Genomic DNA, 24,064 nt, shown 5'->3' on the forward strand with positions numbered 1-24,064 from the left:
TTGGCGCGGGTTGTCTATGCTTGTTTTACTCAAACGGGAGACAAGGGTTTATGGACGATCCAGCCGATAACAAGCCGCCCACTTTCTGGCAGATGTTGCACAGCGTCATGGCGGCAGCGTTCGGGGTGCAGAGCGGCAAGAACCGGGCGCGGGACTTCACCCATGGCAAGCCGAGTCATTTCGTGATCCTGGGGATTTTGTTCACCACGGTGTTTGCCCTGACGCTGTTCGGCATCGTCAAACTGGTGCTGCTGCTGGCAGGGATCTGAAACGGGTCAGTGCATCAGGGTTTGCAGGCTGAACGGATAGCGGTATGACGCGGGTCGTCCCTTGGCCGAAAGCTTGTGGAAATCCACCCCGTAGTCCTGCGTGCGACTCATTGCCAACAGTCGTTTGGCTTGCGAACGGTTGATCAGTTGCAACAGTGGAATCTGTCGGTCGCGACCGCCGTACTGGCTGATGTCGATCCCTTCGTCATAATCATGCAGTTCAACCAACGCCCAGCCGCCCAGGCTGAAATGCCCGCCAAGCAATACGCTCAAGCGATTGTCGAGCAGAGCCTGCAATGCCTCGGGTGAATTGTTGATGGCGCCGAACAACGCGTCCTTGCCCGGGACTCCCCCTGATTCGACATACGCCTGCATGACGCCAAACGCCATTTCGTCGTTGGCCGCCCACACCAGTGAAGTCTGCGGATAGCGCTTGAACAACAGCTTGGCTTGCTCGTAGGCGCGCTGACGGGTCCAGCCGCCATACACCAGCTGGCGCAAACGCACTTGCGGGTGTTCCGCCAGCGCCCGACGCATGCCTTTTTCCCGCAACTGCGCCGAGGGCGTCACTTTCAGTCCGGAAAAAGCCAGCAGATCAATCATTTCGCCCGGCGCTACCGGGGGATGCGAGCGGATCAGTTCCTTGAGCATCAGGTAACCGCCCTCCTCGTCATTGGGCACCAGGCTGCCGATCCAGTCGGGATACTTGTTCGGTCGGGCGCCGAGCAGTTTTATCTGATCCACCGTCAGGGCATTGTTGACCATGAATAACTTCACCCCGCTGCCTTGAGCCAGGCGCAGTACTTCGGGGGCGACCGATTGCTCGTTGACGAACACCAGATAGTCGGGGCGATCGCTGCCCTGCAGGGCTTCGCGTGCCTGCTTGATAATGTTTTCAGGAACCCGGTCGGAATACTGGATGCGCAGGTCCATGCCCAGATCAGCGGCGGCCGCCTGCATGAATTGCGAATAGCTGACCCAAAAGGCTTCCCTGGTGGTCCCCGGGTTGAGGAACAGCACTGACGCCGCTTGAGCACACGGTCCCGCGACCATGCCCAGCGCCAGCAATGCACCCCTTAGAAACTTCAACATGTGTCGTCCGAGCCCCCGGAAATTCGCCACGCATTATAGCCAGCGAACGTCCGCAAAACGGCGTTTATTGCGGTTTTTGTCCGACAATCGTCGGAACGAGGCTCGGTCGGGTCGGTTATTGATGACTTACCCAGAATACGGCGGTGCCGACCACAAGAATGATCAGGAACAGAATCGCCCAGGCATCGACTGTGCTGTCGCTTTTCCTTGCTTTGGTTGGGTTGCTCATTGCATCGCCTCTTGTCGGTTTTATCGGTGATTGCATAAGGACTCGACCACAGTTAAGACGATGATTGCCCGCACGACAAATGTGGGTTATCTAACAACCCTTCTCGTTAGGCGATTTGGTTCTTTATATATACTCAAACATCACTTTTGCGCATAACTGCAAACTGGTATCTTGCCCCGGCTCCATTAGGAGTGCGCGGCCGTGCGCGCAGAATTGCAGAGGCTCTTGGACTGCGGCAAGCAAAAAACGCAGCTGCATCCGAGCGACCCAAGCCTGAGAACAGGACTTATATGTACGTATACGACGAATACGATCAGCGGATCATCGAGGACCGCGTCAAGCAGTTCCGTGATCAGACCCGACGCTATCTGGCAGGTGAGCTGAGCGAAGAAGAATTCCGCCCCCTGCGCCTGCAAAATGGCCTTTACATCCAGCGTTTCGCACCGATGTTGCGAGTCGCGGTGCCTTACGGCCAGCTGACTTCGCGACAAATGCGAATGATGGCCAAGATCGCCCGGGACTACGACAAGGGCTACGCCCATATCAGTACCCGGCAGAACGTGCAGTTCAACTGGCCGGCCGTGGAAGATATCCCGGACATCCTCGCTGAACTGGCCACCGTGCAGATGCACGCGATCCAGACCAGCGGCAACTGCCTGCGCAACGTCACCACCGACCAGTTCGCCGGTGTCGCCGCCGACGAACTCATCGACCCGCGCCCATGGTGCGAGATCGTCCGCCAGTGGACCACGTTCCACCCGGAATTCGCCTACCTGCCACGCAAATTCAAGATCGCCGTGAACGGTTCGACCTCCGACCGTGCCGCCATCGAAGTCCACGACATCGGCCTTGAGCCGGTGCACAACGCCGCTGGCGAACTGGGCTTCCGTGTGCTGGTCGGCGGTGGTTTGGGGCGTACCCCTGTGGTGGGCGCATTCATCAATGAATTCCTGCCGTGGCAAGACCTGTTGAGCTATCTCGACGCCATCCTGCGTGTCTACAACCGCTATGGCCGTCGCGACAACAAGTACAAGGCGCGGATCAAGATCCTGGTGAAAGCGCTGACGCCTGAAGTTTTCGCGCAGAAAGTCGATGCGGAAATGGAGCACCTGCGCGGTGGCCAGACCACGCTGACCGAAGCCGAGGTACATCGCGTCGCCAAACATTTCGTCGATCCAGACTACAAGTCCCTCGACAACCAGAACGCTGCCCTGGCCGAACTCGACCAGCAACACCCGGGCTTCGCCCGCTGGCGCGCGCGCAACACCCTGGCCCACAAGAAGCCGGGTTATGTTGCCGTGACCCTGTCGTTGAAGCCGACCGGCGTAGCACCGGGCGACATCACTGACAAGCAGCTGGACGCCGTGGCCGACCTGGCCGAGCGCTATAGCTTCGGTCAACTGCGCACCTCCCACGAACAGAACATCATTCTGGCCGACGTTGAACAGGACAAATTGTTCACGCTGTGGGGCGAGTTGCGCGAGAAAGGTTTCGCCACGCCGAACATCGGCCTGCTGACTGACATCATCTGCTGCCCGGGCGGCGATTTCTGCTCCCTGGCCAACGCCAAGTCGATCCCGATCGCCGAATCGATCCAGCGCCGTTTCGACGACCTGGACTACCTGTTCGATATCGGCGAACTGGACCTGAACATCTCCGGTTGCATGAACGCCTGCGGTCACCACCACGTCGGCCACATCGGCATTCTCGGGGTGGACAAGAAAGGCGAAGAGTTCTATCAGGTTTCCCTCGGCGGCAGCGCCAGTCGCGACGCCAGCCTGGGCAAGATCCTTGGCCCGTCCTTCGCTCAGGAAGACATGCCTGACGTGATCGAGAAGCTGATCGACGTGTACATCGAACAACGTACCGAAGACGAGCGCTTCATCGACACCTATCAGCGTATTGGCATCGACCTCTTCAAGGAACGCGTCTATGCAGCGAATCATTAAGAACAACGCCGTCGTCGACGAAACCTGGCACCTGCTGCCCAAGGATTTCAACATCGACGAGATCACCAACTGCGACGACTACATCGTCCCGCTGCAATTGTGGCGCGAACACAGCCGTATGCTCCTGGCCCGCGACGGCGGCCTGGGTATCTGGCTGGATGCCGATGAAGAAGCCGAGGAAATCGGAGAGGATGTCGAGAGTTTCCAGGTCATCGCCTTGAACTTCCCGGCCTTCACCGATGGCCGCAACTACTCCAACGCCCGTCTGCTGCGTGACCGCTACGGTTTCAAAGGCGAATTGCGGGCGATTGGCGACGTGCTGCGCGATCAATTGTTCTACATGCACCGCTGCGGATTCGATGCATTCGCGATCCGTGCCGATAAAGACCCGTACGAAGCCCTGGAAGGTCTCAAGGACTTCTCGGTGACCTATCAGGCCGCCACCGACGAACCGCTGCCGCTGTTCCGTCGCCGTTGACAGCTGTAGCCCTGCTCCCCATCGGCAGCAGGGCTATTGGCTACCCGCCCTTGAAATCCTTATTGCTGGATGGGAATCGGTTGCCCCAACGCCGCCCAGTCCCGGTATAACTGCGCACGGCTTTCCAATGCCGTGAACACCGCGACAGGGTTATCCAGAGCGCCCGCCGGAATCGGCGTATTGCGGGTCAAGCGCTCCAGCAGTTCATCCGATGCATCCGCATCGACCAGCAGTCGCCAGACCCGTGTTTGAAGATCCAGGTAATTGACCCGGAAATCCGCGGTGAGGGTCAGGGTATTCATCGTTCCTAAAAATCGCCCACCTCCCGGCCTGAGCGCCAGGCGCTGCCAGACCTCAAGCCGAGCGTTTCGCTGCGTTCCTTCAATCCCGTTCAACCAGGCCAGCGGATCCGAATACGCGGGGCCAGGCGCACCCAGCCACAAGTTGATGCCTGTTTGCTCCCGATGCGTGACCAACCGCCGCAAGGTGTCCTCATCATCCAGCGGGTTATTCCACAGCAGCACCCGATCCCTGGCGATGGCTTGATTCAGCACGGCCAGCGGCACTCGGCGAATGCCGTTGTTGCGCAGATCCAGGGTCGTCAGGTAGGGCTGATCCATGACCCCGATGGGGCACGTGGTAATGCGGGTGTTGTTCAAATTGAGCGAACGTAGCTTGTCCATTCCCAGTATCACCGGTGGAACGCGCAACGGGTTTTCGCTCAAGTCCAGCGATTGCAGATTGGTCAGCGAGCTCAACTGCGCTGCCGTGGTTTCCTCAAAGGTCAGTTGGGTGGCACGCAGATTCAAGGTTGTCAGATGCTGCAACTGGGCAACGGCCGGTGGCAACACAGATTCCAGTTCACCATCGAGGTTGAATAACCGCAGGTCAGTGTCTTGCAGATTGAGTGTCCGCAGGTTCGCAAAACACTCCAGAAAGCCATTGAGCGTCTCTCCTTCCGTCAACTGCAACTGCTGCAGATTCAGCCCGATGACATCATTGAAACGCACGTTGAGCGCCGGCAGCCGATGGTAGTCTTCGTGGCTCATGTCCATCACGAAACCATCGACATGATTGCCTGAATAGTGGCTATGTTCCTGCGGTGCGCGTTTTTTCCAGATGGCGATCAACTCTTCGGCCAACTCGTCACGAGTCGCCGTTTCCTGGCGCATGGTGTCCTGGACCATCTGTGCATTGCGCAAAGCAAGTTGCGCGTGGGTCAATCCTTCTGTTCCAGGATCGCCCATGTTCAGGAACGGGATATCCATTTCGTCGATATCCACTCCCACCTGATCGATCCAGGTATCGATGTCCATATGCAGTTGATGCATTTGCTGGCGCAACGTGTCGATGTGGCGTTGCGCACCACTGCCCAGAGGTAGCAGAACGTCATCGGCCTCACTGTCGGTGAATTCAGGATAGATCTCCCTGAGCTGCAACCTCATGATTTCGTGGGTCAATTGCGCGGCGTGGGGCGTATCCGGAAAACCTCCGCCTTTCAAGCCCTGTGCTTCGAAGGGCAAACCGGAGTCCATCCTGCCCAACCCCAGCATGAGCTCTGAACGGGGCAACGGTTGGTCACCGATCTTGAGTTTAAGTTGTTTGCCCGGGTCACTGGATATCAGCCCTAAGGCCGAGCGCTCATCCTCTGACAACAGCTCTGCAACCGCTGAGTAGACATCGGTGGTTGAAGCCGCTTGCGTGGACGGCAGATATCCCGCCTCCACCCTGATCAGGATCCGGCAATCCGGCGCTTCGAGCGGTCCGCTGCGATCCAGCAGGCGTCCGCCGATGGAGGCGTCGCGCACTTCGATGCGCAAACCTTTGGGCCAACCTGGCAGACGGCTCATTGAATGCAGGGCCAGGGTATCCGACGCAGGATTGGCGATTGACTGCAGATAAAGACCTTCATAGGCCCGGTTCAGGCGCACATGCTGCTGGTATTGACGAGCCTTGCCATCGAGTTGTCTGAACAGCCACCGGGCCTGGGAAGCGTCCGGTGCCGCCGTCAAATCAACCCCATAGCGATCGAGCATTTGTTCCACAGCCGTTCTCGGCAATTCGGGATATTGGCGCTGGAACAGCTTCACCCATTCGTATTCGGACTGCTGCAGCGCCTGATACCGCTGATAGAAAAGGTCACCTGGCGCGGTGGATGAACGAGTTTGTGCCATGACTTCCTGATCGATGCTGAAGCGCTCAATGGTGTCCGCCAGCAACGGGGTCGGCGGCCGGCCAGACTGCATCAGGCGCAGCATGTCATTGTCGACCGCACTGACCTTGCCGATCTGTGCCAGCACCTCGTCACTGAATGTGCCCGCAGGCGCGCCGACGCCCCGCAGCAGATCCACCCGTGAGGGCATTGGCCCAGGTGGCGGTGCAGGCAATGCGGTGGGTTCGGGATGGGGTCCGGCTGCGGGTTCGCGCGGTAAGTCTTGCGACGGAATCAGCTTGCCAGCCTGAGCCTCTTCGCCAATGGCCGACGTGGCATCGGCAACCAGAGGCAGCGCGTTGAGCAACCCGAAGACCGTGCGGGTCACCCCCTCGGAACGCTGTTCGGCCGTTTCAGCACTTACTGCCTGATCCAGGCCATAGGCCGCATCGAGCAGCCCGGCCAGGGCCAGAAAACCCTCACCGCCCGGGACGAACAATGCCAGCGGACCGAATCGGTTGACCCATTGCACAATGGGTTCGATGACCGCGTTCAAATTATCGCGGTTGACCTGGGCGTCATCACGAATAGTATCGACGCTGGCCTGAGCGGCCTGCTTCATGCTCGATACCAGTTGCGCGAAAGGGTCGGTTCTCGGGGAAGCCAGGTCGAAGGCAATGTAATCATCGGGGTTCCAATAGCCATCGTCATTGAAGAAGCCGGCCTCCTTCGTCAACCGATGCTCCCTGGGGTATTGCGCCATGCCCTCCAGCGCGGTTAGTACACCGGCGTGAAAGGTGCCGTCGCTGCGATCCTCCTTGGCGAAGTGCGCAGCCAGCGCCTGCCTCGTTTCGGCGTCCTGCGCCTGGTCAACGACCCACCGGCGCAGCTGGGAGGTATCGGTAAACTCGTGCAAGGGTGAAGAGTTGCCCGGGACAAACATCAAAACTCTGCCGCTGGACCGCTCGCGGTAACACCAGATATCCGTTGCGGTGTATCGGTAAAGCCTGAGACGGTTTGCCTGCACATTCGAAGGCATTCGCGTCACGGCTTGCAGCTGCTCGATCGTCAATGTCCCCCAGGTCTGGCCGACAGGCAAACCCGCCGCCTGCATCGCCAGCTCCAGGCCCTCTGGAGACAGGCTGTTTTCTTGCCGTTGCAGCCAGGAGGACATGACAAACGCGGCTTTGGTGGATGTTCTCAGGGCAAAAGGTTCGGCAGCCGCAATCACCTCGTCAGTGGGCCACGCTTTGTCGACATAGTCCCTGTACAAATCCTTGAAAGACAGCTGCCAGACCCATTTCTTGAAATCTGCGGGCCGCACATTGATTTGGGTCTGCGGCCCGAAGGTTTGCGGCACTATCTGCCGATAAATACCTTCATAGGTTTTGTGATTACCGCTACCGTCATCGGCGAATTCATCGACATGCTCAACGACGCGAACGGCCGGCCCGATATCCGGCGGCGTATACAGACCGAAAGCCGTTTCACCGAAATGCCCGTCGCCGACGGTCTGGTAATTGCTGAGCAGCACCTGAACCAGGCTTTGCGAATTCGCGACCTGTCCCTGGTAAATGCCGTCCTGTGCAGGATGGCCGCGGTAATCGTAATCGAGGGTGACAAGCAGGGCATCCTGCGGATCGATAGCCCATTTTTGCTTGATCAGATACTCGGCAAACTGGGTCGGGGTTTGTGGCAGCGTAGTGTCGACAGCGACCTTCAGCGCCTCGTACAGGGGTTGGAGAGGATACTCGTTCATTGCGCAGTCCGTTGCAGTGGAAGGATTTCACTCTAACCAATGTGAACGTTTTGCAATGTGGGAAGAAGCAGATAGCACTTGTAGGAGCGGGCTCGCCTTGTCCACCGTCACCCATAAATAAGTCTTGATGATGTTGATCATCAAGACCTTACTTGAACTTCGCTTCTAAAGAAGGGTTAAAACGCGACTTGCTGCAGTCCTCTTTTCTGAATGGCATATGCCAATGCAGCGACATCTTCAAATAACGTACCGTTCAAACTTCCCCAGTTTGCACCTACGATGAAAACCTTGAAGTCCGGCTTCGACGGACTGGGCTGATGGCGCCTGATAAGGGTGAACAGGATTTCACCATTGGATCGATGGACAACCTTGTGATCCTTTTTGGGCCGTAGATCGATAAGAAACATGGACTCTTCGGGCAATAGCTTTACAAAAAGAGCTAAGTCATCCGGATTACCATTGTATTGAGTGCTTATTTCCATTGTGCAACTTCCTTGCTGCTGATTAGGGAAAGTCGATTCTAATCAATGCACCTGACAAGTAAACGCCATTAATAAGCACAAAATATTTATTGGACTAGAGATTCTAATACTTAATTAACGCACTCAACTTTCCGCCCAAAATAAAACCGCAGCTAATGCTGCGGTTTTATTGAGTGCCGGTGTAGCTCATGCATTACCAGAATCGATTTTGTGTCAGGCGTCCCCACACGTTCATCAGCACACGCTCAACCGAACTGCTGGCTGCCATGCCAATGCGTTCCTGCAGGCTTTTGCGTTCGGCATAGTGCAGGTGATAGAGCTCGGACTGCTTGGCACGCTCGGCCAGGTATTCGTCGCTGGTCTTGAGTTCGTCCACCAGTTGCTTGTCGAGCGCCGCGACACCCAGCCAGATTTCGCCAGTGGCGACTTCGTCAATGGCCAGTTGCGGGCGGTAGCGTGATACGAAGTTCTTGAACAATTGGTGTGTAATGTCCAGGTCTTCCTGGAACTTCTCCCGGCCCTTCTCGGTGTTTTCGCCGAACACCGTCAAGGTGCGCTTGTATTCACCGGCCGTCAGCACTTCGAAGTCGATGTCGTGTTTTTTCAGCAGGCGATTGACGTTGGGCAATTGTGCCACCACGCCGATCGAACCGAGAATCGCGAACGGTGCGCTGATGATCTTCTCGCCTATGCACGCCATCATGTAGCCGCCGCTGGCTGCCACTTTGTCGATGCACACGGTCAATGGCACGCCGGCTTCACGGATACGCGCCAGCTGCGAAGATGCCAGTCCGTAGCTATGGACCATACCGCCACCGCTTTCCAGACGCAGCACCACTTCGTCTTTCGGGGTGGCGAGGGTCAGCAGTGCGGTGATTTCATGGCGCAGGCTTTCCGTGGCCGACGCCTTGATGTCACCGTCGAAATCCAGCACGAACACCCGTGGTTTGGCCTCGGGCTTTTTCTTCTGTTTTTTCTCGGTCTTGGCTTCGACCTTGCGCAAGGCCTTGAGCTGATCCTTGTCGAGCAAGGTTTGCTCCAGGCGTTCACGCAGCCCTTTGTAGAAATCATTGAGCTTGCTGACCTGTAACTGCCCGGCCGATTTACGTCGACCTTTGCTGCGCAAGGCCGCAAAACTGGCCAGGACCACCAGAATGGCGATCACCAGGGTCACAGTCTTGGCCAGAAAAATGGCGTACTCGGAAAAAAACTCCACAGGGACTCCTCAAACGATGCGCGACATCTACGCGCGCGGGATGCCTCCAGCATACCCATGCGCCAGCCTTGCGACCAGCCGTGAAACCTCTGGCAACACGGCTGGAACGAGCATTTCAAACAAGCGTATGTTTTTTCATTGACAGCTCACCGCCATCCTCATAACCTCGCCAAACCTTCAACGTACCGGGATGACGCGGACGTGGGCAGCATCTATTTGATTCGACATGGCCAGGCCTCCTTTGGTGCAGACGACTATGACGTCCTGTCGCCGACCGGTATCCGTCAGGCAGAAATCCTCGGCCAACACCTGGCCGAACTCGGTATCAGCTTCGATCGCTGCATTGCAGGCGACCTGCGTCGCCAGCAGCACACGGCCAACAGCGCCCTGGAGCAATTTGCCGCCGTAGGGCTGCCGGTTCCCATTCTCGAAACCGATTGCGCTTTCAACGAGTTCGATGCCGACGCAGTGATTCGCGCGCTGTTGCCCGCCATGCTGCCGGACGAACCCGAAGCCCTGAACATTTTGCGCAACGCGGCGCAAAACCGCGGCGAATTTCAGCGCATCTTCGCCCTGATCATCGAGCGCTGGCTGGCGGGCACCTACGACACGGCGGGGCTGGAAAGCTGGCTGGGTTTTGTCGAGCGTGTACAGGCCGGCCTGCACCGGATCCTCGAACAGGCCGACAACACACAGAAAATCGCCGTGTTCACCTCCGGCGGCACCATCACTGCCCTGCTCCATCTCATTACGCAAATGCCTGCCAAACAGGCTTTTGAATTGAACTGGCAAATCGTCAACACCTCGCTCAACCATTTGAAGTTTCGTGGTCGCGAGGTGGCTCTGGCTTCCTTCAACAGTCATGCGCACCTGCAACTGCTGAAGGCCCCGGAACTCATCACGTTTCGCTGAGTCCGGACTATTGTGACCCTGGCTGTAATCACCCAGCTCTAATTACCCTGCTCTATCTATCAGAAAAAAGGATCAAACCATGACCTCCGTAGCAGATGCAGTACAAGCAATGAAAGCCAAGTTCAACCCAGCCGCTGCTGCCGGTCTGGACCTGGTCTTCGGTTTCCGCATCGACGACACCAAGAACTTTTCGCTGATCGTCAAGGACCAGACCTGCGAACTGCAGGAAGGCGAGAACCCGGACGCCCAGGTCACTCTGGTGATGGACGGCGAAACCCTGGAAGGCATCGTCAGCGGTGAAACCGACGGCATGCAAGCGTTCATGGGCGGCAAACTGCGCGCTGAAGGCGACATGATGCTGGCGATGAAACTGTCCGAGCTGTTCCCAAGCTAAGCAAGTCGCTCCCGGCTTTTCGGGAGCACGCCTGGCTACAAACGAATCCCGCCCTGGTGGCGGGATTTGTCGTTTTCGGTGCCTGTAGCCTGCGCACAATTACGCTCTTACAATGCCTGCACTCTTCGCACCGGCCGCCCCATGGACATCGACCTAGCCCGCACCTTCCTGGAAATCGTCCGCCACGGCAGCCTTGCCGCAGCCGCCGAAAAACTTCACGTCACCCAGACCGCAATCACCGCCCGAGTGCAGAAACTCGAAAGCCAATTGGGCAGCACCCTGTTCGTGCGCAATCGCGCCGGCGCCCGGTTGACGCCCAATGGCGAAGCCTTCGTGGTGTACGCCAACCAGTTGGTGGAAACCTGGGCAGCGGCGCGGCGCGATCTACCATTGCCCGAGGGTTACCACGATGTGTTGCATATCGGCGGAGAGGTCAGCCTGTGCAACCCGCTGATGCTCAGTTGGGCCGCTGAACTGCGGGAAAAAATTCCTGGCCACGCCCTGCGCATGGAGATTCGTGACGGCGAAAACCTGCTGCGGCAGCTGGAACTCGGTGTGCTGGATGCGGCGCTGGTCTACCAACCCGAGTACTGGCCGCGTCTGCAAGTCGAGCAGATTCTCGAAGAAAAACTCATCCTCGTCCGCCATCCTGCGCGTCCTGACCCTTACGTGTATATCGATTGGGGCCCGGACTTCCGGCGCCAGCACGATGCGGCGTTACCGGAGAAAGCCAAGGCTGCGCTGAGCTTCAATCTTGGCCCGCTGGCCTTGCAATACATTCTGGAAAACGGCGGCAGTGGCTATTTCCGTACCCGCGTCGTGCAGAGCTATCTGGAAAGCGGCGTGCTGGAGTCCGTCGCGAAAGCCCCGGAATTCAGTTATCCCACCTACCTGGTCTACTCCCGCGATCGCGACTCGGAAACCCTGCAACAGGCTTTCGATCTACTGCGCGAAGTGATCAAGTCCGATGACGACTGGTCGCAACGCTGGAACCCGCTGACGTGAGTCCGGTTTGCACCGGATCATGGCCGTTGTGTCCTCAAGGTTCGGCGGGACAACCTGTCGAAATCGTCTAATCTGCTGGAGATAATAAAAACGACAGGTGATTGCAGTGAGGCAGACCACCGAAGCATTCCGCAGCCGCTACCGCGCCGACATCCACCCCCGCTACAACCCTTGGTTACATGGCATTTTTGTATTGTTGTTCGGCATGCTGGCCATCGCCATGTTCTGGACTAGCGTGCACCAGGTGCGCCCGCTGCAATGGCTGGCGGTGCCGTTGACCCTGCTGGCGTTCAGCTTTGGTGTGTACATCGTGCATAGGCACCTGGGGCATCACAAAAAAGCCTTCGCACGGATGTTCTATGCCCGCCATGCCGGCGACCATCACAGCTTCTTCGCCCCCGGGCATATGACTTACGACAACGCCCGCGACTGGCGGGTGATCCTGTTTCCCGCATGGCTGATCGTGTTACACACACTGGTGATCACCCTGCCCCTCTGGTGGCTGCTCAAGCAATTTGACGCCAACGTCGCCGGCCTGGTGGGCGGGTGCATGGTCCTCGGTTATCTCACCTATGAAGTGTTTCATGCCTGCGAACATTTGCCGCCGCACAATCCGCTGACACGCCTGCCGTGGATTCGTCAGATGCGTCGCCTGCATGAACTGCACCATCGCCGCGAGATGATGCAGGAGCGCAATTTCAACATTGTATTTCCGTTGATGGATTACCTGTTCGGCACCCTTTACTGGGAACCGGAGCAGGCCACCCCGTACCTGACGAGAACAGCCATGACCCGCATGCAGCACCAGATCGAGATTGCCGGCAACCCCATCGAGGTTCTCGCCTACGCCAGCACCGTGAGCCTCTGGCCGCAGTGGCATCCATCATCGTTGAAGATCAATGGCCAGAAAGGTTCGTTGCATGCCGGCGCCCGGTTCGAAGAAGACATCCGTGCCGGTGGCCGCGACGGGCATTTGCGTTGGGTGGTCGACGAGTATCTGCCGGGACGGCGTTGGATTGCCCGGGCTGATGGCGACCATGGACTATCGCTGGTGGTGACTTACGAATGCGAGGCCCAAGGCGACAGCACACGATTTGTCCGCACGCTGGAGTATCAATTCAGTGGTCTGGCGATGCGCATTGCCAATCGGTTGCTGCTCAAGCGGCGAATAGATCACGAGTCGGCGGCGTCGATGCTGGCTTTGCGCGAGATGGCACAAAAGCACTTGGCACAATCAGGAGTCGGCGCGTGAGTCGATCGATCAGGTTCCACCATTGGGTGTTGCTGCTGATCGTTGCCATTGGCGGGTTCCTGCTGCTGATGCCGACCAAGGTGCAACCGGTGGCCTGGACGCCGTCACCTGCTCCGCCCCTCACCACAGGTGTCTACGCCGACAATCAGCGCCTCAAAGGCATCGAGCGCGTGGGCGCAGTGGACATCGACGGCCCGGAAGCACTGCTGCTGGAAAATGATGCACTGATCAGCGGTTTGCATGACGGCCGCGTCATCCGCACCAGCCTGGATGGCAAGATCACCAAAATGCTCGCCGATACCGGTGGCCGACCATTGGGGCTGGCCCGCCATCCAAATGGCTTGCTGGTCATCGCTGATGCGGTCAAAGGCTTGCTGTCGCTCGATGCGCAAGGTCGACTGGTGGCGTTGACCACCGAGGCCAACGGTGTGCCCTTTGGTTTCACTGACGACGTGGTCATCGACAAACCGGGGCACTTTGCTTATTTCAGCGATGCTTCCAGCCGCTTTGGCTATGGCAAGGATGGCGAGGCAATCATCGAGCATGGTGGCGACGGTCGATTGCTGCGTTATGACTTTCAGACCGGTAAAACTTCGGTCCTGTTGGACAAACTGGAGTTCGCCAACGGCGTGACGTTGGGTCCCGAAGATGCCTACGTTCTGGTCAATGAAACGGGCGCCTATCGCATCAGCCGCTATTGGTTGACCGGACCGAACGCCGGTACCCACGAGATATTCATCGACAATCTGCCGGGCTTGCCGGACAACCTGTCATTCAATGGCCGCGACCGCTTCTGGGTGGCGCTGTATGCACCGCGCAACGCTCTGCTCGATGCCACCGCACCTCACCCGTATTTGCGCAAGATGATCGTGCGAGCCATGACTATACTGCCCAAACCCGTGGAAAAACGTGGTTTTGTGCTCGGTCTGGATCTGCAAGGCAAGGTCATCGCCAACCTGCAGGACGGCAGCAGCGGCAACTACTCCCCGATTACCACGGTGCGCGAGTATGGAGACTGGTTGTATTTCGGTTCGCTGAAGGCCAGGAACATGGCGCGTTTGCCCTTGAGCAGCGCACTGCAATAACGCCGGAACAATGCGGGAGCGAGCAACCTCGCTCCTGCAACTCTTAAATCGTGATCAGGTCCGCGACTGCAGCTGTCTGACGATTTTGTCCTTGACCTCCAGGCGCTTGGCCTTGAGCTTCGTCACTGCATCATCGCTGGATTTGGCTTGCTCGGCCTTCACCACCTCGGCGTCTGCCAGGGAATACTTGTTGATCAGTGAATCCAGTAACGGATCCTTGGTGCGTTTCTGCTGGATTTCTTCCTTTGTGCAACTCAGATCCTGAAAAAGGTCGTGTGGCACCGGCATGGAACACCTCCGTTTGTTAATCGGCAGCGAACGCGACTGATTGCGCTCGCCAACTATCAGAATGGCCTTGCTTGGACGGTTCTGTCGACCACCTGTCAGACCAGCGGCGTCCGTTCGTCGTCCTGTCGCAAATGCGATAAAACCTTTGCCGGTAAATCCGCCTCCACAGCTTAACGATCACTGCGGATCGCCCATCAAACCTGCCCTTGAAACCTGACCTTGAAACCAAGCGGAGAAAACCAATGGACGGATTCAAAATGCGCCACCTCGCCCTGGTCGTAGCCCTGAGCACCAGCATGGGCGCAGCATTCGCTGCCACTTCCAATGATTTCGTCGACAAAGCCGCAGCGGGTGGTATTGCCGAAATCGAAACCAGCCGGCTGGCGCTGGAAAAAAGCCAATCGGCGGACGTCAAGGCATTCGCCAACATGATGATCACCGATCATGGCAAGGCCAATGACGAACTGGCGGCCATCGCGAAGAAAAACGACATTGAAGTGCCAGACGAAACCACCTTGGTAAAGCAGGCCAAGGAAAAAATCCTCGACATGCGCGATGAATCGTTCGATGCGGCCTACGCAAACAATCAGGTCAAAGCCCACGAAGAAACCATCGAACTATTCAAGAAAGAAGCAAATACGGTAACGGATGACAAAACCAAAGGCGCCGTCGAACTTAAAGGCTTCGCCCAGAAAATGTTGCCGGGACTGCAAAAACACCTGGACATGGCGAAGAAACTGCAAGCTGCGCATGCCAAGTAAATGATCGCAGCGCAAAAAAGAAAGCCGCACGTTAGATGCGGCTTTCTTTATTTGCGGATTTCAGCCGCCATCGGTGTCGATATCGGCATCGGTGTCATCGCTGGGTTTTGGGCGGTCCGGGTTGGGTTTGAAGCCCGGGCTGAACTCATTGTCGTTATCGGTATGGCGGTTTTTCTGGTCAACCGCGTCATCGCCGCTTTGCGGCTGCGGGGTGTTTTCCACGGGTTCGCCAAGGTTGTCGCTTTGCGGTCGATCCTTTTGCGGCGTTATCGATTGCTCTTTCATGGTTACGTCCTCGTCACTGCATCCGCGCGGCCTGACTCAATAGCCGAGCCTTGAAGTTTCGAAGTCGGCTGAGCTTCAGGGTTCCTTCGGAGCACTGATTCTCTGTGAAAAACTACCGAAACGGCCTTCGCCGACTAAAGTCCATGTGCCGAAATGAAAAAAAGCCCTGGAAAACCAACAACTATTTCATCCGGCAAAGGTCATTCAACTGCGCCGGTCATTTTTTGGGGAGTCGGCGCTTAAACTCAAGGAGTCAAGTCTCATGGCGGCACTGCAATCCACCACGCTCGATGCAATGAAAAAGAACTCGGCACAATTGCTTGCCCAATGGACAAACGACCTCGAAACCAGTGGTGCCACACGCAATCTCAAAGTCCAGGACTTGCAGCAGCAAGCGTCGCAATTCCTCGAGCTGATCATCTCGGGCCTGCAGAGCGGCAACACCCAGAATATCGCCGCCCCGGGCTGGGACGACATTCGCCAGTTTCTCGAAAAACTCTCCCATAGCCGTGCCCTGCTGGGCCACGACTCTCAGCAGACCGCCAGTTTTATCTTCGCCTTGAAAGGGCCGTTGTTTGCCCTGCTGCAAAACCACTATCAGGACAGTCCGGCGCTATTGGCCGAACAGCTTCTGGAAGTCTCCGAACTGCTCGACGCCCTGGGCCTGCACACTATCCGCACCTTCCAGAAATCCCGCGAGGCGGTGATCAAGCGTCAGCAGGAAGAACTGCTGGAACTGTCGACGCCGGTGGTCAAGCTCTGGGATGGCGTATTGGCGCTGCCGATGATCGGCACCCTGGATTCGCAACGCACTCAGGTGGTCATGGAATCGCTGTTGCAGCGAATCGTCGACACTGGTTCGGAAATTGCCATTATCGACATCACGGGTGTGCCCACCGTCGATACGCTGGTGGCGCAACACCTGCTCAAAACTGTCACGGCGATTCGCCTGATGGGCGCCGATTGCATCATCAGTGGTGTGCGTCCGCAGATTGCCCAGACCATCGTGCACCTGGGCCTGGACCTGCAAGGCGTGGTGACCAAAGCCAATCTGGCCGATGCCCTGAAACTGGCACTGACCCGGTTGGGAATGACCATCAGCAAGGCGGTGTGAGCTTATGGAGCGAATCCCGATATTACAGATGGGCGACTTCTTGCTGGTGACCATTCAGGTCGACATGCACGACCAGTTGGCGCTGACGCTTCAGGACGACTTGTCCGAGCGGATCAGCCGCACTTCCGCCCGGGGCGTACTGATCGACATCTCCGCCCTGGACATGGTCGATTCCTTTATCGGCCGGATGATCGGGACGATTTCCGGTCTCTCGAAAATCATGGATGCCCAGACCGTGCTGGTCGGCATGCAACCGGCGGTGGCGATCACCCTGGTGGAACTGGGCCTGACCTTGCCCGGCGTCAGCACCGCGCTGAATGTCGAACGCGGGATGAAACTGCTTCAGGAACGAGTACGTGAACAATGATCGTACGCAGCAGCGGCACTCATCCGATTCACATCGAGCAGGACGTGGTCCTGGCTCGGCAACTGACACGCAAGCTGGCCCAGGAATGCGGCATGCGCCTTATCGACCTGACCAAACTGGTGACCGCTGTCAGCGAACTGGCGCGTAACACCATGGTGTACGGCGGAGGCGGCGACATGGACTGGCAGATCCTCGACGACCAGGCCCGTTGCGGCCTGCGCCTGGTTTTTCGCGATGAAGGCCCCGGCATTCCCGACATCAAGCTGGCAATGACCGATGGCTGGACCTCCGGCAGTGGTCTTGGACTGGGCCTGACCGGCGCCAAGCGGCTGGTCAACGAGTTCGAACTCGACACCGCGCCTGGTCAGGGCACTCGCGTGACGATCACGCGATGGACTTGAATATTGGCGGATCGATGACCCAGGTGCTGGTGATCGAAGACAGCAGTCAGATCGGGCACGCACGGCGCACCGCCCAACAACTCGCCGAAAAACATGACTTCGACAGTACCGATGCAGGTCGTGTAGCACTGGTGGCGACCGAGCTTGCCAGCAACATTCTCAAACATGCCACCCATGGCGAACTGCACCTGCGGGTATTACCCCGCGGGAAGAGTACCGGCATTGAAATGATCGCAATAGACCGCGCCAGAGGCTTTGACCTGCAAGCGTGCCTGGCCGATGGTTTCTCCACCGGCGGCACTCAGGGCATCGGGCTGGGCGCCGTTTCGCGTCAGACAGAAGTCTTCGACGTGTATGCAGACTCACGCGGCACCGTGCTGCTGACGCGCTTGTATCCACGCCAGGACAAGACGGCTGATCGCCGCGTCGGCATCAGCCAGCACTCGTTGCACAACGATCCGGCCTGCGGCGATGTCTGGCACCTGGCCTTCGACGGGCCACGCATCAGCGCGCTGGTGATCGATGGTCTGGGCCATGGCGAAGAAGCCGAACGAGCCGCCCGCGCCGGCGAAAAAACCTTCGCACTGGCGCCATTTGCTTCGCCGGTACTGGCGCTGCAAGAGATGCATCTGGCCATGGTCGGTACTCGCGGCGGTGCAATGGCCATTGCGCAGTTCGATGCTGGCAACGATGCGTTGAAATTCGTCGGCATCGGCAATATCGGCGCCTGTCTGATTGCAGCGGACAAGTCTCGCGGACTGGCCTCTCATCCCGGCATCGTCGGCGGCCAGTATCGAAAGGCACAAGCCTTTGACTATGCTCAGGTCAACGGACAGTTGCTGATCATGTACAGCGACGGCCTGCAGTCGCGCTGGAACCTGCAGGATTACCCCGGCCTGGTGCATCGCCATCCCGCCGTGATTGCCGCGATTTTGCACCGCGACTTCTGCCGTGGACGGGACGACGTCACGGTATTGGTCATTGCTCTGGAGGCCGCTCATGCCTGACGCACCTGCGACTCAGATTGACGAACAAGCAGCACTGATCGCCCAGTTGCAGGGGGAAGCCGATGCCCTGCGCGCCGAACTCGATGAAACCAACCAGGGTGTGTTGGCGCTGTACGCGGAACTCGACACCCAGGCCGAACAATTACGCCAGGCCTCGGACTTGAAAAGTCGCTTTCTGTCGTACATGAGCCATGAGTTTCGCACCCCATTGGGCTCGATCCTGAGCATCGCCAGTCTGTTGACCGATGAGCTTGATGGCCCGTTGAGCGCCGAGCAACACAAGCAAGTGGCATTCGTCAGCAATTCTGCGCGCGAGCTGAGCGATATGGTCGACGACCTGCTGGATCTGGCGAAGATAGAAGCCGGGCGCATCACCATATCGCCGGCCTGGTTCGATATGTTCGACCTGTTCGCCGCCCTGCGCGGCATGTTTCGACCGATTGTCGACGCGACCGCCGTGGACCTGATATTCGAAGAACCGGTGGGACTGCCGCGCCTGTACACCGATGACAAGAAACTCGCGCAGATCCTGCGCAATTTTATCGCCAATTCGCTGAAATTCACCACCCATGGTGAAGTCCGGGTCTCGGCACGCCTTGAAAACAGCTCCCACGTGCGTTTTGCCGTCAGCGACACCGGAATAGGTATCGCTCCGGAGCTACATGGCGCATTGTTCGAAGACTTCTCCCAGGTCGATTCACCGCTGCAAAAGCGCCTGCGCGGAACCGGGCTCGGGCTGTCCCTGTGCAAACGCTTCGCCGGTTTGCTGGGCGGCGAAGTCGGCGTCCAGAGTACGCCAGGCACGGGCTCGACCTTTTACGTGATCATCCCGCTGGCGATCGCCACGGAGTCCACCGATGAAACGTGACCTTCGCTTATTGATTGTCGACGACAATGTCGCCACCCGCTACGCCCTGCGTCGACGCCTTGAGCGTCATGGCTATGAAGTGCTCGAAGCCGGCACCGGCAACGAAGGCCTGGAGTTGATCGACAGCGTCAACTTCGATGCATTGATTCTCGACGTCAATCTGCCGGACATGAGCGGGTTCGACATCGTGCGCAAACTGCGCTCCGACCCCGCGACCGCCTTGCTTCCGGTGATCCACGTATCAGCCGCTTCGATCCAGACCGGGGACATCATCACCGGCCTCGACGCGGGCGCCGATGCCTACCTGATCCATCCAGTAGACCCGGACGTGCTGCTGGCGACGCTGCGCACCTTGTTGCGGGTGCGCGAAACCGAGAATGCGCTACGCGAAAGCGAGGCGCGTTTTCGCGAGATCTTCGTCAACGTGTCGGCGCCTATCGCGGTGCTGGATGCCGGGCTGAAGATCCATGAGTGCAACCATGCCTTTGCCCAACTGACCGTGGACAACCTCGCGTCCGATACACTTCACGAGTGTTTCGCCGACGATCAGGCCTCGATCATCAACGAACTGCGTCTGCGGCTGTCATACGGCGAACGCTGGAAAGGCACCCTGAACATGCGCGTGCAGGGCCAGATCCGTGAAACCGAGTGGCAGATTTCGCCGTATCGCACACCGCAACTGAGCCTGGTGTTTGTCGAGGATGTCACCGAGCACCGCCACCGCGAACGCTCACATCTGGCACGGCTGGACGACGCCACCACCCAGTTGGCCAAGGAAGTGGCGGAACGCGTGCGCACCGAGGCGCAGTTGTTGCAGGTGCAAAAAATGGATGCGCTGGGCAAATTGACCGGCGGTATTGCCCACGACTTCAACAACTTGCTCACCGGCATCATCACCAGTCTGGAACTGATCCAGAAGCGTGTGGCCGATTCACGCACCGACAAGGTCCAGTTCTACACCGAAGCGGCGTTGAACTCGGCGATGAGTGCAGCTTCCCTGACCCATCGCCTGCTGGCATTTGCCCGGCAGCAACCGCTCGATACAAGGCCAGTGGACATCAACGAGCACATCCGCTCCCTTGAGGAACTGCTGGTGCGCACCATCGGCGAACGCATTGCCCTGAAGCTTGAGCTGACGAGCAAAGCGGCGATTGCCCTGGTCGACCCGATCCAGCTGGAAAGTGCCGTCCTCAATCTGGTGATCAACGCGCGCGACGCTCTGCCACAGGGTGGCAACATTTGGGTCAATACGTATGCCGCGTATTCCCACGGAGATCCCAACCTCGCCGATGGCGCTTATGTCGCCTTGTCCGTGCGTGACGACGGCACCGGTATTGACCACAGCGTGATCGACAAGGTGTTCGATCCGTTCTTCACCACCAAACCGCTGGGCCAGGGGACCGGGCTCGGATTGTCGACCATCTACGGTTTCGCCAGGCAATCCGGTGGCGATGCACACATTCGCAGCGTGGCCCGGCGCGGCACCGAAGTGACCATCATGCTGCCGGCCAGCTCCGACCCTACCTCCAATGAAATCCTGCCCACTACCGTCGACCCGCAAGGGGCGGGCGAACACATATTGATCGTCGAAGACACTCCGTCGGTGCGCATGTTCGTCGCCGAGGTTTTGGTGGACGCCGGTTATCGCTGCACGCAGGTCGCCGAGATCGAGGAAGCCCTGGAGCGCTTGCAGAATGATCAATCCATTGACTTGTTGCTCACCGACGTCGGCCTGCCACGCATGACCGGTCGGGAGTTGGCCGATGTTGCCCGTGGATGGCGCAGTACCTTGCCGATCCTGTTCATGACCGGCTACGCCGAAACCGCAATCAACCGCCAGGTGTTCCTCGGTGACGGCATGGACATGCTGATCAAGCCGTTCCAGATCAAGGAACTGCTGGACAAGGTGCGGCGTACGATCGACGGCACCTGATGACCTTCAAACCCTGTAGGCGATGGGCGTCAACGGTAACGTGCCCTGTCTGAATGATCGTGGTGTCGGGAGATTTTTCGCCGGCAGGCGGGCTGCCACAGGGATTGATCACAAGGCACGACCCAAAAACGGCGCTGTCCGGCTCTTTTTGTTCTTCGCGACTTTCTGCGGCGTCCCTGCCACGACAATCTTGCCGCCCTGATCTCCGGCTCCCGGTCCGATATCGATCACCCAGTCACTCTGCGCGACCACACGCATTTCATGTTCGACAACGATCACCGTATGCCCGGCCGTCACCAGGTTGTTCAACTGTTCCAGCAGGCGATCGACGTCCCGCGGGTGCAGGCCGGTGGTCGGTTCATCGAGCACGTACAGCGTCGCCCCGCGTTGATTGCGCTGCAACTCGGTGGCCAGTTTGATCCGCTGCGCTTCGCCGCCTGACAGTTCGGTGGCCGGTTGGCCGAGACGCAGATAACCGAGGCCGATGTCGCGCAGCACTTCCAGTGAGCGTCGAATTGCAGCTTGCTCGGCGAATACCTCCACGGCTTCGTCCACGGTCAATTGCAGCACCTGGGCAATATTGCGCCCCTGCCAACTGATCGCCAGCGTCTGCGGGTTGTAGCGCGCACCGTGGCACGTCGGGCAAGGCGCATAGACGCTGGGCATGAACAGCAACTCAACGCTGACAAAACCTTCGCCTTCACAGGTTGGGCAACGGCCCTTGGCGACGTTGAACGAAAACTGCCCGGCGTCGTAACCCGCCGCCTGAGCCTCAGGTGTGGCGGCGAAGAGCTTGCGCACGTTGTCGAACAGCCCGGTGTAGGTCGCAAGGTTGGAGCGTGGTGTGCGCCCAATGGGTTTCTGATCGACTTGCACCAGTCGCTTGATCGAATCCAGGCCTGCGCTGACCTGCCCGCCACTGACTTGCGGCGCGTCGTCTTCCAGGCTCAGTTCTTGCGGATCATGGTCGACCGTCGGGCGTCCCAGGTGCGCGCCGACCAGTTCCAGCAGCGCCTGGCTGACCAGACTGGATTTGCCAGACCCTGAGACACCGGTGACCGCGGTGAAGCAACCCAATGGAAACTCAACACTGAGGTCGTTGAGGTTATTGCGCGTGATGCCCTCCAGGCGCAGCCAGTCGCTGGGCTTGCGGCTGGCTTGCGATTGGCGGGTTTTGTCGGCGAACAGATACGCACGGGTTTGCGAGTCAGCAACATCGGCCAAGCCGGCCGGCGCGCCGCTGTACAGCACGCGACCGCCAAGCTCACCCGCGGCCGGGCCAACATCGATCAACCAGTCGGCGCGACGCATGGTTTCCAGATCGTGCTCGACCACAAATAACGTATTACCCGCCGCTTTCAAGCGTTGCAGCGCCTCGAACAGCGCCTCGCCATCCGCTGGATGCAGGCCCGCAGAGGGCTCATCCAGCACGTAGATCACACCGAACAGTTGTGAGCCCAGTTGCGTCGCCAGGCGCAAACGCTGCAATTCACCCGAAGACAGCGTCGGCGTACTGCGCTCCAGCGCCAGATAACCCAGGCCCAGGTCGGTCAGGGTGCTGACCCGTTCCAGCAGATCCTGGGCGATCCTTTGTGCAGCCAGGCGTTTCTCCACCGACAGGTTTGGCGTGTGGCGCACATTCGGGGCGTTGGCATGGCCGCTGGCCCCGTGGGCCATGCGTTGTTCCCGGGCCTGGCGGGTCTGGTCGTGAGTCAGCACTTCCCCTGCCTCCTCGCCTTCTTCCAGGTAGTGTTGGGCCGCCACCGGCTTGAGCACTTCAGCGACTTGCAACAAGGGCATCTGCGACAGTTCGCCGATGTCGTAGCCGGCGAAGGTCACCGACAACGCCTCGCGCTTGAGGCGTTTGCCGTCACACAAAGGGCAAGGGCTGCCGAGCATGAATTGCGAAACACGCTTCTTCATCAGCGCACTTTGCGAGTGGGTAAACGTGTGCAGGATGTAGCGCCGCGCGCCGGTGAAGGTGCCCTGGTAACTCGGCTCCATTTTGCGCTTGAGGGCGACCCGGGTTTCTTCCGGCGTAAGCCCGGCATACACCGGCACCGTAGGCGTTTCTTCAGTGAAGAGAATCCAGTCGCGCTGTTTTTTCGGCAGCTTGCGCCAGGGAATATCGACGTCATAGCCCATGGTCACCAGAATGTCCCGCAGGTTCTGGCCCTGCCATGCCAACGGCCAGGACGCCACGGCACGCTGGCGGATGGTCAGGTTCGGGTCCGGCACCATCAGCGCTTCGGTGACTTCATAGACCCGGCCCAGCCCATGGCACTCAGGGCAGGCGCCTTGCGGTGTATTCGGGGAAAAGTCTTCGGCATACAGCATCGGTTGCCCCGCCGGGTAGCTGCCGGCACGGGAATACAACATGCGGATCAGGCTCGACAGTGTCGTTACGCTGCCCACAGAAGAACGTGTACTCGGCGTGCCCCGTTGCTGCTGCAAGGCGACGGCGGGCGGCAAGCCTTCGATAGAGTCCACGTCGGGCACGCCGACCTGATCGATCAACCGCCGCGCATAAGGCGCCACCGATTCGAAATAGCGCCGTTGCGCTTCCGCATACAGTGTCGAAAACGCCAGAGATGACTTGCCCGATCCGGACACGCCGGTGAACACGACCAAGGCATCGCGCGGGATATCGACGTCGACGTTCTTGAGATTGTGTTCCCGGGCGCCGCGCACCCTGACCATGCCGGAGGTTGGGTTGGAGGTGCGCGTTGAAGTCATCGGGTAGCCTTGAAAAGTAAGGTCGCGAAA

General features: G+C 58.6%; 22 protein-coding genes. 15 read left to right on the top strand and 7 right to left on the bottom strand.

Features of this window, described 5'->3' with window-relative positions; translation table 11 throughout:
- Positions 1-50: 50 nt before the first annotated feature.
- Positions 51-269: a DUF2970 domain-containing protein gene (locus ASD60_RS04405; protein WP_056852822.1), complete on the top strand. Its 219-nt coding sequence runs from the start codon at positions 51-53 to the stop codon at positions 267-269.
- A gap of 6 nt (positions 270-275) precedes the next feature.
- On the opposite strand, the gene ASD60_RS04410 is transcribed toward ASD60_RS04405, so the two are convergent.
- Positions 276-1,361: an ABC transporter substrate-binding protein gene (locus ASD60_RS04410; protein ID WP_056852823.1), complete on the bottom strand. Its 1,086-nt coding sequence runs from the start codon at positions 1,359-1,361 to the stop codon at positions 276-278.
- A gap of 519 nt (positions 1,362-1,880) precedes the next feature.
- Here ASD60_RS04410 and ASD60_RS04415 point away from each other — a divergent pair.
- Together ASD60_RS04415 and ASD60_RS04420 are read left to right on the top strand one after the other, a co-directional pair.
- Positions 1,881-3,539: a nitrite/sulfite reductase gene (locus ASD60_RS04415; protein ID WP_056852824.1), complete on the top strand. Its 1,659-nt coding sequence runs from the start codon at positions 1,881-1,883 to the stop codon at positions 3,537-3,539.
- Positions 3,523-4,017 (top strand): DUF934 domain-containing protein, encoded by a 495-nt coding sequence (locus tag ASD60_RS04420; protein ID WP_056852825.1) that lies wholly within the window; start codon positions 3,523-3,525, stop codon positions 4,015-4,017. The genes ASD60_RS04415 and ASD60_RS04420 overlap by 17 nt, the downstream gene beginning before the upstream one ends.
- 59 nt (positions 4,018-4,076) lie before the next feature.
- Here the strand turns inward: ASD60_RS04420 and ASD60_RS04425 are convergent, their stop codons facing one another.
- From ASD60_RS04425 to sohB, 3 genes are all read right to left on the bottom strand, one after another.
- The gene (locus ASD60_RS04425; protein ID WP_056852826.1) at positions 4,077-7,928 is read right to left on the bottom strand and encodes a leucine-rich repeat domain-containing protein; all 3,852 of its coding nucleotides are present in this window, start codon (positions 7,926-7,928) and stop codon (positions 4,077-4,079) included.
- 176 nt (positions 7,929-8,104) lie between these two features.
- Positions 8,105-8,410, bottom strand: a complete 306-nt coding sequence (locus ASD60_RS04430) for a hypothetical protein (protein ID WP_056852827.1) — start codon at positions 8,408-8,410, stop codon at positions 8,105-8,107.
- A gap of 193 nt (positions 8,411-8,603) precedes the next feature.
- Positions 8,604-9,626: a protease SohB gene (gene sohB, locus ASD60_RS04435; protein ID WP_056852828.1), complete on the bottom strand. Its 1,023-nt coding sequence runs from the start codon at positions 9,624-9,626 to the stop codon at positions 8,604-8,606.
- Between the two features lie 201 nt (positions 9,627-9,827).
- Between sohB and ASD60_RS04440 the strand changes: the two genes are divergently transcribed.
- The 5 genes from ASD60_RS04440 to ASD60_RS04460 all read left to right on the top strand — a co-directional run bounded on the left by ASD60_RS04440 (position 9,828) and on the right by ASD60_RS04460 (position 14,274).
- Entirely contained in the window at positions 9,828-10,538 is a 711-nt protein-coding gene (locus ASD60_RS04440; RefSeq protein ID WP_056852829.1) for a histidine phosphatase family protein, read from the top strand.
- Positions 10,539-10,617: 79 nt separating this feature from the next.
- Entirely contained in the window at positions 10,618-10,932 is a 315-nt protein-coding gene (locus ASD60_RS04445) for an SCP2 sterol-binding domain-containing protein (protein WP_007987439.1), read from the top strand.
- Between the two features lie 141 nt (positions 10,933-11,073).
- Positions 11,074-11,937: a LysR family transcriptional regulator gene (locus ASD60_RS04450; protein ID WP_056852830.1), complete on the top strand. Its 864-nt coding sequence runs from the start codon at positions 11,074-11,076 to the stop codon at positions 11,935-11,937.
- A 106-nt stretch (positions 11,938-12,043) separates the two neighbouring features.
- On the top strand, positions 12,044-13,189 hold the full coding sequence (locus ASD60_RS04455) for a sterol desaturase/SRPBCC family protein (RefSeq protein WP_056852831.1): 1,146 nt from the start codon (positions 12,044-12,046) through the stop codon (positions 13,187-13,189).
- On the top strand, positions 13,186-14,274 hold the full coding sequence (locus tag ASD60_RS04460; RefSeq protein ID WP_056852832.1) for an SMP-30/gluconolactonase/LRE family protein: 1,089 nt from the start codon (positions 13,186-13,188) through the stop codon (positions 14,272-14,274). The genes ASD60_RS04455 and ASD60_RS04460 overlap by 4 nt, the downstream gene beginning before the upstream one ends.
- A gap of 54 nt (positions 14,275-14,328) precedes the next feature.
- Here the strand turns inward: ASD60_RS04460 and ASD60_RS04465 are convergent, their stop codons facing one another.
- Positions 14,329-14,562, bottom strand: coding sequence for a DUF465 domain-containing protein (locus ASD60_RS04465; RefSeq protein WP_056852833.1), 234 nt, complete (start codon positions 14,560-14,562; stop codon positions 14,329-14,331).
- Positions 14,563-14,804: 242 nt separating this feature from the next.
- Here ASD60_RS04465 and ASD60_RS04470 point away from each other — a divergent pair, with 242 nt between their 5' ends.
- Positions 14,805-15,323, top strand: coding sequence for a DUF4142 domain-containing protein (locus ASD60_RS04470; RefSeq protein WP_056852834.1), 519 nt, complete (start codon positions 14,805-14,807; stop codon positions 15,321-15,323).
- Between the two features lie 60 nt (positions 15,324-15,383).
- Here ASD60_RS04470 and ASD60_RS04475 read toward each other — a convergent pair whose 3' ends face one another.
- Positions 15,384-15,608, bottom strand: coding sequence for a hypothetical protein (locus ASD60_RS04475; protein ID WP_056852835.1), 225 nt, complete (start codon positions 15,606-15,608; stop codon positions 15,384-15,386).
- A gap of 262 nt (positions 15,609-15,870) precedes the next feature.
- On the opposite strand from ASD60_RS04475, the gene ASD60_RS04480 reads away from it, so the two are divergent.
- Genes ASD60_RS04480 through ASD60_RS04505 form a run of 6 tightly spaced genes read left to right on the top strand, consistent with a single transcriptional unit; the run spans position 15,871 to position 21,298 of the window.
- The gene (locus ASD60_RS04480) at positions 15,871-16,722 is read left to right on the top strand and encodes an STAS domain-containing protein (protein WP_056852836.1); all 852 of its coding nucleotides are present in this window, start codon (positions 15,871-15,873) and stop codon (positions 16,720-16,722) included.
- 4 nt (positions 16,723-16,726) lie between these two features.
- A complete protein-coding gene (locus tag ASD60_RS04485) occupies positions 16,727-17,089 on the top strand; it encodes an STAS domain-containing protein (protein ID WP_056852837.1) in 363 nt (120 codons plus the stop codon).
- Positions 17,086-17,490: an anti-sigma regulatory factor gene (locus ASD60_RS04490; protein ID WP_056852838.1), complete on the top strand. Its 405-nt coding sequence runs from the start codon at positions 17,086-17,088 to the stop codon at positions 17,488-17,490. Before ASD60_RS04485 ends, ASD60_RS04490 begins: the two co-directional genes overlap by 4 nt.
- Positions 17,481-18,497, top strand: coding sequence for an ATP-binding protein (locus tag ASD60_RS04495; RefSeq protein WP_177336553.1), 1,017 nt, complete (start codon positions 17,481-17,483; stop codon positions 18,495-18,497). Before ASD60_RS04490 ends, ASD60_RS04495 begins: the two co-directional genes overlap by 10 nt.
- Positions 18,490-19,365: a sensor histidine kinase gene (locus tag ASD60_RS04500; RefSeq protein ID WP_056852839.1), complete on the top strand. Its 876-nt coding sequence runs from the start codon at positions 18,490-18,492 to the stop codon at positions 19,363-19,365. Before ASD60_RS04495 ends, ASD60_RS04500 begins: the two co-directional genes overlap by 8 nt.
- Entirely contained in the window at positions 19,355-21,298 is a 1,944-nt protein-coding gene (locus ASD60_RS04505; RefSeq protein WP_056852840.1) for a response regulator, read from the top strand. The genes ASD60_RS04500 and ASD60_RS04505 overlap by 11 nt, the downstream gene beginning before the upstream one ends.
- 108 nt (positions 21,299-21,406) lie before the next feature.
- On the opposite strand, the gene uvrA is transcribed toward ASD60_RS04505, so the two are convergent.
- Entirely contained in the window at positions 21,407-24,034 is a 2,628-nt protein-coding gene (uvrA, locus tag ASD60_RS04510; protein WP_056852841.1) for an excinuclease ABC subunit UvrA, read from the bottom strand.
- Between the last annotated feature and the right edge of the window lie 30 nt (positions 24,035-24,064).

Source organism: Pseudomonas sp. Root562 (genome assembly GCF_001427125.1).
Taxonomy (GTDB): domain Bacteria; phylum Pseudomonadota; class Gammaproteobacteria; order Pseudomonadales; family Pseudomonadaceae; genus Aquipseudomonas.

Bases quoted from the DNA above. Each gene is read 5' to 3' on its own strand.
- ASD60_RS04485 (WP_056852837.1), top strand. From the start codon at position 16,727: ATGGAGCGAATCCCGATATTACAGATGGGCGACTTCTTGCTGGTGACC.
- ASD60_RS04450 (WP_056852830.1), top strand. From the start codon at position 11,074: ATGGACATCGACCTAGCCCGCACCTTCCTGGAAATCGTCCGCCACGGC.
- ASD60_RS04445 (WP_007987439.1), top strand. From the start codon at position 10,618: ATGACCTCCGTAGCAGATGCAGTACAAGCAATGAAAGCCAAGTTCAAC.
- ASD60_RS04465 (WP_056852833.1), bottom strand. From the start codon at position 14,562: ATGCCGGTGCCACACGACCTTTTTCAGGATCTGAGTTGCACAAAGGAA.
- ASD60_RS04410 (WP_056852823.1), bottom strand. From the start codon at position 1,361: ATGTTGAAGTTTCTAAGGGGTGCATTGCTGGCGCTGGGCATGGTCGCG.
- ASD60_RS04500 (WP_056852839.1), top strand. From the start codon at position 18,490: ATGCCTGACGCACCTGCGACTCAGATTGACGAACAAGCAGCACTGATC.
- ASD60_RS04470 (WP_056852834.1), top strand. From the start codon at position 14,805: ATGGACGGATTCAAAATGCGCCACCTCGCCCTGGTCGTAGCCCTGAGC.
- ASD60_RS04480 (WP_056852836.1), top strand. From the start codon at position 15,871: ATGGCGGCACTGCAATCCACCACGCTCGATGCAATGAAAAAGAACTCG.
- ASD60_RS04430 (WP_056852827.1), bottom strand. From the start codon at position 8,410: ATGGAAATAAGCACTCAATACAATGGTAATCCGGATGACTTAGCTCTT.
- ASD60_RS04420 (WP_056852825.1), top strand. From the start codon at position 3,523: ATGCAGCGAATCATTAAGAACAACGCCGTCGTCGACGAAACCTGGCAC.
- ASD60_RS04505 (WP_056852840.1), top strand. From the start codon at position 19,355: ATGAAACGTGACCTTCGCTTATTGATTGTCGACGACAATGTCGCCACC.
- ASD60_RS04495 (WP_177336553.1), top strand. From the start codon at position 17,481: ATGGACTTGAATATTGGCGGATCGATGACCCAGGTGCTGGTGATCGAA.
- uvrA (WP_056852841.1), bottom strand. From the start codon at position 24,034: ATGACTTCAACGCGCACCTCCAACCCAACCTCCGGCATGGTCAGGGTG.
- ASD60_RS04425 (WP_056852826.1), bottom strand. From the start codon at position 7,928: ATGAACGAGTATCCTCTCCAACCCCTGTACGAGGCGCTGAAGGTCGCT.
- ASD60_RS04490 (WP_056852838.1), top strand. From the start codon at position 17,086: ATGATCGTACGCAGCAGCGGCACTCATCCGATTCACATCGAGCAGGAC.
- ASD60_RS04415 (WP_056852824.1), top strand. From the start codon at position 1,881: ATGTACGTATACGACGAATACGATCAGCGGATCATCGAGGACCGCGTC.
- ASD60_RS04405 (WP_056852822.1), top strand. From the start codon at position 51: ATGGACGATCCAGCCGATAACAAGCCGCCCACTTTCTGGCAGATGTTG.
- ASD60_RS04475 (WP_056852835.1), bottom strand. From the start codon at position 15,608: ATGAAAGAGCAATCGATAACGCCGCAAAAGGATCGACCGCAAAGCGAC.